This window comes from Actinoallomurus liliacearum (assembly GCF_039542035.1).
Classification (GTDB): Bacteria; Actinomycetota; Actinomycetes; order Streptosporangiales; family Streptosporangiaceae; genus Actinoallomurus; species Actinoallomurus liliacearum.
The window spans coordinates 116370-129334 of the sequence record NZ_BAABHJ010000038.1 but is presented as its reverse complement, the minus strand read 5'-3'; the positions used below and the strand labels follow the sequence as shown (position 1 = coordinate 129334).

Here is a 12965-nt window from a genome sequence, read left to right as displayed (position 1 = left end):
GCCTCCAGGTGGGTCCGTTTTCAAGAGTCGGCACTGGCTCAGTATTCGAGCGCCGCCGTCAGCATTCACCGCTTCGGCGAAGGCATCGGCGATGAAGAGGAACCCGCACGCTTCCTGAAGTCCCCTCATCCCGGCTCCCGCCTAGGGGAGCGGAGAGAAAGACCAGGTCACAGGCCAGAAGGGGTGCGGCCCGATCGACCGGTGGGCGCGGGAACTGCGAGTTTGTTTCTCAATGGGGCGCTCTCAACAGTCCGGGAATTCGCCGTAGCGCCGGCGGGGACGAACGCTGGGGGGCGAGCTGCGTTGAAGTGAGCCTGCCGGACGCTACGAGGATGAAGGAGCAGGCAGAACGCTGAGTGGCCCACCGCCGCCCGGGCCGTTCCCGTTGTCACGCAGAGCTACTTTTCATCTGATCGCACGAACCCGGGCGGAGGCCATTACAAGCTCCCAGTGGCCGGTTGCTGTGACCTGTATCACGGGAACTCCGGATGGGGCATGGACACTTCTATGCGTGAAGTCGCCGAGTGAAGATCAGCGTTCCCGGGCGGGCGAGCGTGAGGCGTTCGCCACGATCTTCGATGAACACGCACGGGTGGTGTACGCCCACGCGGTGCGGATGTGCGGGGATCCGGTCGCGGCCGAGGACGTTGTGTCACTGACGTTCTTGGAAGCGTGGCGGTTGCGAGCCAAGCTGCGCGATGAAGTGGTCAGCGTGCGGCTGTGGCTGCTGGGCATCGCGACGAATGTCATGCGCAACACGGCACGGGCCGTGCGGCGGCACCGGGCCGCGTTGTCGCGCATGCCGCCGCGGGAGCCGATCCCCGATTTCGCCGAGGAGTTGGTCGGCCGGATCACCGACACCGAGCTGCTGGCGGCCGCCGCGCGGGCGTTGCGGCGGCTGCGGCGGGGCGAACGCGAGGTGGTCGCGCTGTGCGTGTGGTCGGGACTGGGATACGCCGCAGCCGCCGAGGTACTCGGCGTGCCGGTGGGCACTGTGCGCTCGCGCCTGTCCCGTGCCCGTGCCCGGCTACGCGAACTCGCCGCCGACGATCTCGAGCACGGACGCCCGGACACGCAACGACCCGGCAGAGACCTGCCAGAAGGCCGTCCGTCGGCCGCCCGGTCATTCCCTGGCGAGGAGACGAACCGATGAAGGCGCGATTCCCGCGGCGATCCGAGAAATCCGAACATCCCACGGTGGACGACATCGCCCGCCTGCTACCGCGTCCAGAGTGGCCGGACCTTCCGGCCGACCGCGGCGCTCAGCTGAAGGAGCATCTGATGCATGAGATCGTTCAAGAACGTCCCGGTCACCGTAGCCGGCGCTGGCGCCTGGCCGCGATCGCCGCGCCTGCCATCGTCTGTGCCGTGGCCGTAGGCGTCGGTATGGACGGACTGAACGTACTCGCGCCCGGTGGTTCGGGCAACAGCGCCGTGCCCGGACCGCGCGGCCGGGGCACTGTTACCGGCAACGTGCTGCTGGCGGCCGCCTCAAGCGCGGAGAAAGCACCGACTGGCCGGTACTGGCACACCGAGACCGTCTTCGGGAAGACCTACGGGGTCGGCAAGAGCGCGGCGGACAGCTACGAGGTCGATGCGAGGCAGCGCAGCATCACCTGGATCGGCCAGGACGGCAAGGGGACCGTCTGGAACGCGGATGAGCTTGCCCACCCGGTGGCGGCCAAGGACATGGACAAGTGGCGGCAGGCGGGATCCCCCGAAATGGTGCAGGTGCCCAATCAGGATGGCACCGGGGTGGTGATGGAGGTGGAGATGAGCGCGCAAGCGTCCGTCTCCCCGCGCATGGGCCCCGCGAAGCCGGCTGAGGACGATTACTTCGGCCTGACGGCTGGGCAGATCGCCAAGCTGCCCACCGACGCCGAGGCGCTCAAGAACGCTGTGTTGAACCTCAAGGGCAACTGGCGTGCCATTACCCCTCCCTCCGCGCCCACGAACCAACCCATGCGGAACCTGCGGGGTGCGGAACGCACGCGGGCGCTGAGCGAGGTGGCCTCAACTCTGTTGTCGAAGGCGCCGGCCCCGCCACGGGTGCGGGCGGCAGCGTTCCGGATGCTTTCCACCCTGCCCGGTGTCAAGGTCGGGGGCACGGCGACCGACCCGATGGGCCGCACCGGAGGCGTGGTCTCCATGCCGCTGGCGACGACCCTGCCGCTCGGCCTGTACACCGCGCCCAAGCAACTGGGCACCTACGAACGTCAGTGGATCATCGATCCGGCAGGTGGGCGCCTTCTGGCGATCCGCGACCTGGTGGCCACACCGCCGCACGGCAGCCGGACACTACCGCCGGGAGACGACGGCAAGCCACACCGTCTGACGGTTGCGGACATGCCGGAACGCTTCCTGAAGAAGGGCGAGGTGGCCGAGTACCAGGTGTTCGCCGTGACGGAGTGGACCAACAAAACCCCACCGAGGTAACCCGCACTCCACGAGCCGCCGTGCCCACCTCGCCGGGCACGGCGGCCCCTGGCTGTCCGAATGTTTGACCGCGCACGGACCAGAGCGGAGGGCCTAGTGCGGTGACCACGAACGTTCGCCGGGTTCGTGACGGCGCCGATGACGTGAAGCCCATCACGGTGACGCCTGCTTCGCCGTCGCTGTGGTCACTTCGCCGTCGCTGTGACCGGGCTTCGTCCCGATCACCCGTTTTGTCCCGTCAACACCGACGGCAAGGCTGCGCGCCGCCGGCGGGGGGCTCGGCGGTCTCGTGGAGCAGGCGCACCATCGGCTCGCCGTGGTCCGCGCCGGAGGTCCGAGCGGCGACGTGCCGCGTCGGGCACCGGCGTCGTCATGGCGGCCGGAACCGTGACGGCCTCGGCGTACGCGCCGCTGAAGGCGAGCTCGGCCATCCGGGTTCGGGACCGCCGTCCGTTCCGTGGTGGGCGGGGCGGCGGTCCCGGAGTGACGACCGGGGGCCGGTCAGGCGGATCGGCGCAGCCAGAAGGTCAGCCGCAGTTCCTCGTCCCGGAAGGCCGGCAGGTCCGAGTCGGGCTCGCTGTCCTGCCAGGTGTTCGCGAGCACCTCGCCGGCCACCTCGTCGCCGTGCTCGCGCAGTGTGGCGGCGAGTTCGGCGTCGCTCGTCCGCCACCACAGGTCGATCCGGTCGGAGATGTCCAGGCCGCTGTTCTTGCGGGCGTCCTGGACGAGCCGGATGACCTCGCGGGCGAGCCCGGCGCGGCGGAGCTCCGGCGTGACGGTCAGGTCGAGCGCGACCGTCTCCCCGGCGGCGCTCTCCACCGCCCAGCCGCTGCGCGGCCGCTCGGTGACGATCACCTCGTCGGGCGTCAGGTCCACCTTCCCGACCTCGGCCGCGTCGACGGTCACCGTGCCGGAGTCGCGCAGGCCGTGGACGAGGCCGGCCGGGTCGGCCGAGGTGACGGCCGCCGCTACCTTCGGCGTCTGCTTGCCGAACCGCTTGCCCAGCTCGCGGAAGTTCGGCTTGACCTGGTACTCGACGAGCTCACCGCCGATCGAGGCGAGCGTGTCGAAGCCCTGAACGTTGAGCTCGTCGGCGATCTGGGCGCGCAGCTCGTCCGGGAGCGACGCCCAGCCCGCGGCGCCGACCAGCGCGCGGCCGAGCGGCTGGCGGGTGCGGACGCCCGACGCGGCACGGGCGGACCGGCCGAGCTCCACGAGGCGCCGGACGAGGGCCATCCGGGCGGACAGCTCCGGGTCGAGGAGCGTCTCGTCCACCTCCGGCCAGGCGGCCAGGTGCACCGAGTCCGCGTCTCCGTCGCGCCGCAGGACGTCCCACACATAGTCGGTGACGAACGGGGCGATCGGCGCCATCAGCCGCGTCAGCGTCTCCAGGCACTCGTACAGGGTGGCGAACGCCGCGGCGTTCTCACCGGCGCCGTCCTGCTCCGGTCCCTCCCAGAAGCGGCGCCGGGAGCGGCGGACGTACCAGTTCGACAGGTCGTCGATGAAGTCGGCGAGACGACGCCCGGCGGCGGCCGTGTCGAAGCCCTCGAGGGCGGTGTCCACCTCGCGGACCGTGCGGTGCAGCTCGGCCAGCACCCACCGGTCCAGCAGCGGCCGGTCGGCGTGCGCGGGGGCAGCCGCGTCCGGCGTCCAGCCCGCGGCGTTGGCGTACAGCGCGAAGAACGACGCGGTGTTCCAGTAGGTGAGGAGGATCTTGCGGACGATCTCCTCGAGCGAGGCGTCGCCGACCCGGCGGGCCGCCCACGGCTGACCGCCCGCGGCCATGTACCAGCGCAGGGCGTCGGCGCCGTGCTTGTCCATGAGCGGGATCGGCTCGAGGACGTTGCCGAGGTGCTTGCTCATCTTCCGGCCGTCCTCGGCGAGGATGTGGCCGAGGCAGACGACGTTCTCGTACGACGAGCGGTCGAAGACCAGCGTGCCGACGGCCATCAGCGAGTAGAACCAGCCGCGGGTCTGGTCGATGGCCTCGCAGATGTACTGCGCCGGGTAGGACGCCTCGAAGACCTCCTGCCGCCGGTGCGGCGCGCCCCACTGGGCGAACGGCATGGAGCCGGAGTCGTACCAGGCGTCGATGACGTCGGGGACGCGGCGGGCCTCCTTGCCGCACTCCGGGCAGGCGAAGGCGACGTCGTCGACGTACGGGCGGTGCGGGTCGAGCGCGCTCAGGTCCTGCCCGGCGAGCTCACCCAGCTCCTTGAGGGAGCCGACGCAGGTGGCGTGGTCGTCCTCGCACAGCCAGATCGGGAGCGGGGTGCCCCAGTAGCGGCTGCGCGACAGCGACCAGTCGACGTTGTTCCGCAGCCACTCGCCGTACCGGCCCTCCTTGATCGTGGCCGGGAACCAGTTGGTGCCCTCGTTCTCCGCCAGGAGCCGGTCCTTGATGGCGGTGGTCCTGATGTACCAGGCGGGCAGCGCGTAGTAGAGCAGCGGCGTGTGGCACCGCCAGCAGTGCGGGTAGCTGTGCTCGTACCGTTCGACGCGGAAGAGCAGGCCGCGTTCGCGCAGGTTCTCGACGAGCCGCGCGTCGGCGTCCTTGAAGAAGGTCCCGCCCACGAGCGGTACCGACTGTTCGAACCGGCCGTCCGGGTTGACGGGGTTGACGACGGGCATGCCGGCCGCCCGGCAGGTCGCGAAGTCGTCGGCGCCGAAGGCGGGGGCCAGGTGCACCAGGCCGGTGCCGTCCTCGGTGGTGACGAACTCGGCGCCCAGCACCCGGTGCGCGTCGGGGATCTCGACGAGGTCGAAGGGCCGGCGGTACGGCGTGCCGACCAGGTCGGCGCCCTGGACGCGGGACAGGATGTGCCAGCCCTCGCCGAGGACGCGGGCGAACAGCGGCTCGGCGACCACGACGCGGCCCGGCTCGCCGGACCGGGCGGCGACGACGTACGTGACGTCCGGGTGCACGGCGACGGCGGTGTTGGACACCAGCGTCCACGGGGTGGTCGTCCAGATGAGGAGGTCGGCGCCCTCGAGCGGTCCCTCGGCGATCGGGAACCGCACCGTCACCGACGGGTCGGTGACGGTCTCGTACCCGCCCGGCTGGCCGAGCTCGTGGTCGGACAGCGGGGTGCCGCAGCGCGGGCAGTACGGGCTGATGCGGTGGTCGCGGACGAGCAGGCCCTTGTCAAAGACGACCTTGAGGGACCACCAGACCGCCTCGACGTACTCGGGGTCCATCGTCCGGTAGGCCTGGGCGAGGTCGACCCAGTAGCCCATGCGCTCGGTCATCGCCTCGAAGGCGTCGACGTGGCGCAGTACGGACTCGCGGCAGCGGGCGTTGAACTCCGCGACGCCGTACGACTCGATGTCGCGCTTGCCGGAGATGCCGAGCTCTTTCTCCACGGCCACCTCGACGGGCAGGCCGTGGCAGTCCCAGCCGGCCTTGCGGCGGACGCTGTAGCCCTTCATCGTCTTGAACCGCGGGAACAGGTCCTTGAACACGCGGGCCTCGACGTGGTGCACGCCGGGCATGCCGTTCGCGGTCGGCGGTCCCTCGTAGAAGACCCACTGCGGCCCGGCCTCGGTCTGCTCCAGGGACCGCTGGAAGACCTTGCCCTGCCGCCACCGGGTGAGGACCTCGCGCTCCAGCGCGGGAAGGTCGACCTGCGTGGGAAGGGTACGCAGCCTGCCGCGCCCGCTCTCGGGCGTGACCTGCGGCTCGTCGGGCATTCGGGTGCACCTCCGGCGTCACAACACAGCACGTGGACCGGAGGGACGAGGCGGTGAGCCCCGCGGTACCACCCTCCTTGGCCGCTCCGGGAAACCGGGGAACGACCCGCTCATTGCGGTCGGCTGCCGGATCTACTGGGCCTGACGGCCGTTCTGCCGGCGGCTACGGGGTGATCAGACCGCCGCGCACACCCCCGGACTCGCACCGTCTCCGGGTCGCTCATGGCTGCGTACGGCGGCAGGTGTCCCCATCAAACGCCTTGCCGATAGCGACGATAACGCACGGGGGCGGGTGACTTCTTCCCGAATACGGAGCGGAGGCGGGCACGAGGAGGTTTCGGGCGGCCTCGGGGGGTCAAGCGCGGGCAATGACACGCCAGGGAGGAGTGACGCGATGGCGGCGTAATGGGCGATATGCGGAGTGTGACAACCCCTGGTCATTTGCCGTCCGGCGAACCGCGACCTATGCTTCCCGCACTGTTGGAAAACAAGATCAGCGCGAGGGGGCCCATGTGGACGGTACCACTGGTGCGGAAGATAAGAATCGCACAGCGGAGGCACCCCGTACATCGCGCACCGCGCCGCGACGCCGGTCGGCCAAGGCTCAGCAGATCTCCACGGCCACCGCGGAACGGCTTCCGGTCCGCGAGGGGGAGGACCTGTGGACCAGCACCGAGCTGTCCGAGGTCCGTGACCGGCTGCAGACGGAGACGGGGGAGCTGACCGCCGAGATCGCGACGGCCGAGTCGCAGATCGCCGAGCGCATCCACGACGCCGCCGAGGGCGCCGGCGACGACCAGGCCGACGCCGGGGCGAAGACGTTCGAGCGTGAGCAGGCGATGGCGCTCACCTACAACGCCCGTGATCTGCTCGCCCAGAACGAACGCGCCATCGTCCGGATCGACCAGGGCACCTACGGCGTGTGCGAGTCGTGCGGGCAGGCGATCGGCAAGGCGCGCCTGCAGGCCTTTCCGCGTGCGACCCTATGTGTGAGATGCAAACAGCGCGAGGAGCGTCGCTGAGCGACGCCATGAACCCAGAAGAAGAGGTCGCGGCACGGCCACGGCGCATCGGCGTGCTCGTCGCCGTCGCGGCGGTCGCCCTCGCCCTCGACGTGGTCAGCAAGGTCATCGTCGTGGCGCTGCTGCAGGACCACGACCCCATCAGGCTGGCCGGCGGGCTGCTGACCCTGCGGGTGATCCGCAACAGCGGGGCGGCGTTCAGCATCGGCAACGGCATGACCTACGTCTTCACCGTGATCGCCACCGGCGTCGTCGTGGCGATCCTGCGGTACGCCCGGCGGCTGCGCAGCCTGCCGTGGGCCGTCACCCTCGGCCTCCTCCTCGGCGGTGCGCTGGGCAACCTCGCCGACCGGATGCTGCGGTCGCCCGGACCGCTGCGCGGCCACGTCGTGGACTGGATCGAGCTGCCGCACTGGCCTACGTTCAACCTGGCCGACTCGGCGATCGTGTGCGGCGGCGCGCTGGCCGTGCTGCTGGCCTCCCGCGGCCTGCAGGTGGACGGCACCGTCTACCGCGACGGGGACGACAAGGACGACGCCGCGAAGGGCGCCGCCCCGGCGAAGACCGACGCCCCCCACGCCGACGAGCCCGGCAGCGACGCCCCGTCGGGCCGCGCGCCCGGCGGCGAGGCGGCTCCGGCCCCCGAGGCCGCTCCGGCCCCCGAGGGAGGCCCGGCCGCCGACGCCGGCCGGACCGCCGAGGGCGGCACGCCGGAAGGCGACGGCCCGGCTGCCGGAGGATCATCCTCCGGCCCGGCCGGCAAGGGGTCGTCCTCCGTCCCGGACGCGAAGCACTGATGGGCGAGCACCGCAGCCTGCCCGTTCCCGACGGCCTGGAGGGGGAGCGGCTCGACGCCGCCCTGGCCCGGCTCTTCGGGCTGTCGCGCAGCCGCGCCGCGGAGGTCATCGCGGCCGGTGACGTCCTCGTCGACGGAAGGGCGGCCGTCAAGTCCGACCGCATGCAGGCGGGCACCTGGCTCGAGGTGACGCTGCCGGCGCCGCCGTCCGCGCCGCTGCCCGAGCCCGAGCCGGTCCCCGGCATGTCGATCCTGTACGAGGACGCCGACATCGTCGTGGTGAGCAAGCCGATCGGCGTCGCCGCCCACCCCACCACCGGCTGGACCGGGCAGACCGTGCTGGGCGGCCTCCTCGGCGCCGGCCACACGATCGCCACGAGCGGCGCCGCCGAACGCCAGGGCATCGTCCACCGTCTCGACGCCAACACCACCGGGGCGATGGTCGTGGCCAAGAGCGAGATCGCGTACTCCCGGCTGAAGCGCGCGTTCAAGGAACGGACCGTCGACAAGCGGTACCACGCGCTCGTCCAGGGGCATCCCGACCCGCTGCGCGGCACCATCGACGCGCCCATCGACCGGCACCCCTCCGGGGACGGTCGGTTCGCCGTGGTCGCGGGCGGCCGGCCCTCGGTGACCCACTACGACACGATCGAGGCCTTTCGGGCCGCGAGCCTGCTGGACATCAAGCTGGAGACCGGGCGCACCCACCAGATCCGCGTGCACATGTCGGCGGTCCGCCACCCCTGCGTCGGCGACTTCCTCTACGGCGCCGATCCGACCCTGTCCGCCCGGCTCGGGCTGTCCCGGCAGTGGCTGCACGCCGTACGCCTCGGGTTCGAGCACCCGACCGAGGGCCGGTGGGTGGAGTTCGACAGTCCCTACCCGGACGATCTGGCACACGCCCTCGACGTCGTCGCCGCCGAGTCCTGAGCCGCTCCGTCTCCGGCACGACGGCGCGCGGCCGGAGGCGTCACCGCCCGGGCGGTACGGGCCAGCCGGGCGCGCCGAGCTCGCGGGAGATGGCGCGGGCGGCCTCCCGTACGGCGCCGGTGGCGGCGTCGGGCGCGGGCCATTCGAGCATGGGGATCACCACGCCGATGGCGCCGACGACCGTCCGGGAGCTGTCGAAGATGGGGGCCGCCAGGCCGCACTCGCCGATGACGGCCTCCTCCTGTTCGACGGCGAGGGCGTCGGCGCGTACCCGATCGAGCTCCGCGCGGAACTCGGCCGGGTCGGTCACCGTGTCCCGCGTCATGCTGCGCAGCGGGCCGTCGGCCTCGAGCGCTCGGGCCTGGTCGGGCGCGTAGGCCAGGATCGCCTTGCCGAGCGCGCTCGCGTGGGCGGGGATCACGATGCCGACCTCCGGCATCTGCCGGGACCCGTCGGGTCGTGGCTCGTGATGAACGATCATGACCTCGTCCGGGAGCAGCACCCCGGTGCGGACGGCGTGGCCGGTGCTTCGGGCGAGCTCACCGGCCCAGGTGAGACTCCGGGAGCGGAGCTCCAGCGTGTCGAGGTAGACGTTGCCGAGCTTCAGCACCGCCGGGCCGAGGCGGTAGCGGGCGGAGCCCTGCTCCTGGAGCACCAGGCCGTGCGCCTGCAGGGTCTTGATGATGCCGTGGACGGTGGACGGCGCGAGCTCCAGCCGGGCCGCGATCTCCGACAGGCTCAGGTGGCGCTCGGCCTGTAGGACGCCCAGGACCCGGATCGCCCGATCGACGGACTGGATCATCCGCGCCCTCTTCCGGTCGTCCCCCGGCCCGCCTGCCGACCGCACTTTACAACAGCGGGCCGACGTCCTAAATTCAGGCCATTCGGCATTATCGAATCTTATGCGGTCATGTCGAAGTGCTTCGGGTGTCTCCCTGCCGACCCGACGTGTGAAGGAGGAGCCATGCCCGTACGACAGCTGGTGAACGATCCGGCCGACCTCGTGCCGGAGGCGCTGCGGGGGTTCGCGCGGGCCCATCCCGCGCTGGTCCGCCACAACGAGGACCCGGCGTTCGTGGTCCGCGCCCGGCAGGAGGGGGCCAAGGTCGCCCTCGTCTCGGGCGGCGGCTCCGGTCACGAGCCCCTGCACGTCGGCTTCGTCGGCGAGGGCATGCTCGACGCGGCGGTACCGGGCGCGGTCTTCGCCAGCCCGACCGCGTACCAGATCAAGGCGGCGATCGAGGCCGCCGACCGCGGTCAGGGCGTGCTCCTGATCGTCAAGAACTACACCGGTGACGTCCTCAACTTCCAGATCGCCGCCGAACTGGCCGCCGATGACGGCATCGAGACCCGCACCGTCCTCGTGGACGACGACCTGGCCACGGACGGGCAGGACGAGGGTGGCCCCGGACGCCGGGGCACGGCCGCGGTCGTCGCGGTGGAGAAGATCTGCGGCGCCGCCGCCGAACGCGGAGCGTCCCTCGACGACCTGCTGGCACTGGGCGAGCGGGTGACCCGTTCGGCCCGCACCCTGGCGCTCGCGCTGGCCTCCTGCACCCAGCCGGGGCAGGACCGGCCGTCGTTCGACCTGGCCGACGACGAGATCGAGTTCGGCGTCGGCATCCACGGTGAGCACGGCGTGGCGCGCCGGCCGTACGGCCCGGTCCGCGACCTCGTCGGCGAGCTCACGCGGCCGATCGTCAAGACGCTGGAGCTCGGTCACGGCGACTCGGTGATCGCCATCGTCAACGGCCTCGGATCGACGCACGACCTGGAGCTGGCCGCCGTCCACGGCGAGCTCACCGCGATCCTGGACGACCTGGGCGTCGACGTGGCCCGGTCGCTCGTCGGCTCGTACGTGACGTCGCTGGACATGCGCGGCTGTTCGATCACGTTGCTGCGCGCCGATGACGAGCTGGTCGAGTTGTGGGACGCGCCGGTCCGCACGCCGGCGCTGACCTGGTGACAGACGGGAGTACGGGCATGGACGCCACCACCATCGACGCGCGGGCCTGGGCCGAGCGGTTCATCGCCGAGATCGAGCGGCGCGGCGCCGAGCTGACCGAGCTCGACCGCCGGGCCGGAGACGGGGACTACGGGACGAATCTCGGCTCCGCCGTGCGCCGGGCCGCCGCCAACCTCGCGGCGGACGGCGCCGACACGCCGGGCGCGGTCTTCACGGCCGTCTCCAACGCCTTCCTGAACACCGGCGGCACCAGCGGCCCGCTGTTCGGCATGTGGTTCCGGGAGTTCGCCAAGGCCCTCGGCGCGGAGGTCACCCCGAAGGCGCTGAGCGAGGCGGCGGGCAACGCGGCGGCGGTCGTGCAGCGGCTCGGCAAGGCCGAGGTCGGGCACAAGACCATGGTCGACGCCATGGTCCCCGCGGCACGGGCGCTGGCCGAGGCGGCGGAGCGGGACACGGACGTCGCGACCGCCCTGCGCGAGGCCGCGACCGCCGCCCATGAGGGCGCCGCGTCCACCGAGGACCTGCTGGCCCGGCGCGGCAGGGCCAGCTATGTCGGCGAGCACGCCCGCGGCGTCGTCGACCCGGGGGCGCTCACCGTGGCCTGGTTCTTCGACGCGGCGACCGGGTGACCCGGCGTCCCGGCCGGCGGGAGCGCCGGCCGGGACGTCACCGGGCCCGCCACCGCGAGTGGCGCGCCGTTCTGTTCGGGGGCCGCCCGATGCCGGGGGCGGCGGCCGCCGGACTCCCGGGGACCGCCCGCCGTCGTCCCGTTCGGGCGCCGAGCGCGCGGCCGGCGGCGGTCACGGCGCGGTGCACCCGCCGGGCCGGTGCCCGAGACGTTTGGAAGGGCGTCCGCGCCGCGCCGTCCTGTTCGTCCATGCGAGCACGCGGGATCGGCCGAAATGTTCAGCGCGGGTTGCGCATGACGCGAAAACCGGCACGATGCACCCGTGAACGAGACGAAGCATCACAATTTGGACGGCCGGCGGTTCGTCATGGTGAGCTCCACCGCGAGCCGGGTGGACCCTGATTCGCCCACGCAGTTCGTCTACCAGGAGGCGGACGGCGTGATCTGGGGCAGCTACGACGGCGACACGGTCGCGCACGGCCGGTTCGTCGGGACGCGGCAGGACGACCAGATCGAGCTCAACTACGTTCACCTGACCAAGGGCGGCCCGAGCCCGGTGGCCGGGCGCAGCACGAGCCGCATCGAGGCGCTGCCGGACGGGCGGCTCAAGCTGGTCGAGGAGTTCCAGTTCGAGGGAGACGACACGCCGCAGGTCAGCGTGTGCGAGGAACTTCCCTTCCAGGAGGAGACCCGTCGAGCGGACTCCTGAGACCGGCCCTACAGTGCAGTCTGAGGCCGGTCCTACAGCCCGCCGAGGTCGGCGCGTCCGGCGTTCGCGCGGACGAACCGCATGCTGCCCAGCGGCGAAGGGCCGGTCTCGGCGGCGGGCTGAGGGGCGGGCAGCGGTCGTTCGTCCGACGGCAGGATGAAGGGGCGGCGCAGCACCTCGTCGAGGATGAAGACCGTCTCGGTCGCCTTGACCGCGGGGATGCTCGCCAGCCGATGGGTGACCAGGTGGTGCACCGTGGCCACGTCGCGGACCCTGATCTGGATCATCGCGTCGTGCTGGCCGGTGGTGATCGCGCAGTACTCCACCTCGGGCATCAGGGCCAACTGGTTGCGGAACTGCCGCCACATCTGCTGACGGACGGTGACGAAGATCAGCGCGCAGACGCCCAGCCCGGCGCGGACCGGGTCGACCTGCGCGGTGAACCGGATGATCACGCCGTTCGCGCGCAGCGCCTCGAACCGGGTGTAGGCGTTGGCGCGGGAGATGCCCACCCGCTGCGCGAGGGCGGAGATCGAAATCCTGCCGTCCTCGCGCAGAACGTCCAGTATCCGCAGGTTGGTGGCGTCCAGGTCGGCGGGGATTCGTCCAGGCTGCCACTCTTCAGTCGGCGATCCGTCCGACGTTTCGTCCATGGGTGCAGGCTCCTGAAGCAGTTCATCTCGACTTTCGGGGTGGCCGTGGACACCCTGGCGACAACACTGCACTATCAGTACCTAATCGTCTAGATGTGGGCAAATACCGCATTTCCCCCCGACCGAAACCCT

At 71.5% G+C, this 12965-nt stretch carries 11 protein-coding genes; 8 read left to right on the top strand and 3 right to left on the bottom strand.

The features are described 5' to 3' along the window. Nucleotides 1-511: 511 nt before the first annotated feature. Both ABD978_RS37545 and ABD978_RS37540 read left to right on the top strand, forming a co-directional pair. Nucleotides 512-1153, top strand: coding sequence for an RNA polymerase sigma factor (locus tag ABD978_RS37545; RefSeq protein WP_345365285.1), 642 nt, complete (start codon nucleotides 512-514; stop codon nucleotides 1151-1153). Beyond that, the gene (locus tag ABD978_RS37540; RefSeq protein WP_345365282.1) at nucleotides 1150-2436 is read left to right on the top strand and encodes a CU044_5270 family protein; all 1287 of its coding nucleotides are present in this window, start codon (nucleotides 1150-1152) and stop codon (nucleotides 2434-2436) included. The genes ABD978_RS37545 and ABD978_RS37540 overlap by 4 nt, the downstream gene beginning before the upstream one ends. 501 nt (nucleotides 2437-2937) lie before the next feature. Here ABD978_RS37540 and ileS read toward each other — a convergent pair. Next, nucleotides 2938-6129 carry an isoleucine--tRNA ligase gene (gene ileS / locus ABD978_RS37535; protein ID WP_345365280.1) on the bottom strand — a complete coding sequence of 1064 codons (3192 nt, stop codon included), beginning with the start codon at nucleotides 6127-6129 and terminating at the stop codon, nucleotides 2938-2940. A gap of 611 nt (nucleotides 6130-6740) precedes the next feature. Between ileS and ABD978_RS37530 the strand changes: the two genes are divergently transcribed. From ABD978_RS37530 to ABD978_RS37520, 3 genes are read left to right on the top strand one after another with little or no spacing between them, the layout of a single operon-like run. Next, on the top strand, nucleotides 6741-7151 hold the full coding sequence (locus ABD978_RS37530; protein ID WP_345365297.1) for a TraR/DksA family transcriptional regulator: 411 nt from the start codon (nucleotides 6741-6743) through the stop codon (nucleotides 7149-7151). An 8-nt stretch (nucleotides 7152-7159) separates the two neighbouring features. Further along, complete coding sequence (gene lspA / locus ABD978_RS37525; RefSeq protein WP_345365278.1) at nucleotides 7160-7948, top strand: signal peptidase II; 789 nt, start codon at nucleotides 7160-7162, stop codon at nucleotides 7946-7948. Next, nucleotides 7948-8877 (top strand): RluA family pseudouridine synthase, encoded by a 930-nt coding sequence (locus ABD978_RS37520; RefSeq protein ID WP_345365276.1) that lies wholly within the window; start codon nucleotides 7948-7950, stop codon nucleotides 8875-8877. The genes lspA and ABD978_RS37520 overlap by 1 nt, the downstream gene beginning before the upstream one ends. A 40-nt stretch (nucleotides 8878-8917) precedes the next feature. On the opposite strand, the gene ABD978_RS37515 is transcribed toward ABD978_RS37520, so the two are convergent. After that, nucleotides 8918-9679 (bottom strand): IclR family transcriptional regulator, encoded by a 762-nt coding sequence (locus ABD978_RS37515; RefSeq protein ID WP_345365274.1) that lies wholly within the window; start codon nucleotides 9677-9679, stop codon nucleotides 8918-8920. A gap of 162 nt (nucleotides 9680-9841) precedes the next feature. Between ABD978_RS37515 and dhaK the strand changes: the two genes are divergently transcribed. From dhaK to ABD978_RS37500, 3 genes are all read left to right on the top strand, one after another. Next, nucleotides 9842-10843, top strand: coding sequence for a dihydroxyacetone kinase subunit DhaK (gene dhaK, locus ABD978_RS37510; protein ID WP_345365272.1), 1002 nt, complete (start codon nucleotides 9842-9844; stop codon nucleotides 10841-10843). Nucleotides 10844-10860: 17 nt separating this feature from the next. Beyond that, on the top strand, nucleotides 10861-11472 hold the full coding sequence (gene dhaL / locus ABD978_RS37505) for a dihydroxyacetone kinase subunit DhaL (RefSeq protein WP_345365270.1): 612 nt from the start codon (nucleotides 10861-10863) through the stop codon (nucleotides 11470-11472). 321 nt (nucleotides 11473-11793) lie between these two features. After that, the gene (locus ABD978_RS37500; RefSeq protein ID WP_345365268.1) at nucleotides 11794-12180 is read left to right on the top strand and encodes an avidin-fold protein; all 387 of its coding nucleotides are present in this window, start codon (nucleotides 11794-11796) and stop codon (nucleotides 12178-12180) included. A gap of 32 nt (nucleotides 12181-12212) precedes the next feature. Here ABD978_RS37500 and ABD978_RS37495 read toward each other — a convergent pair whose 3' ends face one another. After that, nucleotides 12213-12833 carry an Lrp/AsnC family transcriptional regulator gene (locus tag ABD978_RS37495; RefSeq protein WP_345365266.1) on the bottom strand — a complete coding sequence of 207 codons (621 nt, stop codon included), beginning with the start codon at nucleotides 12831-12833 and terminating at the stop codon, nucleotides 12213-12215. Nucleotides 12834-12965: the final 132 nt, after the last annotated feature.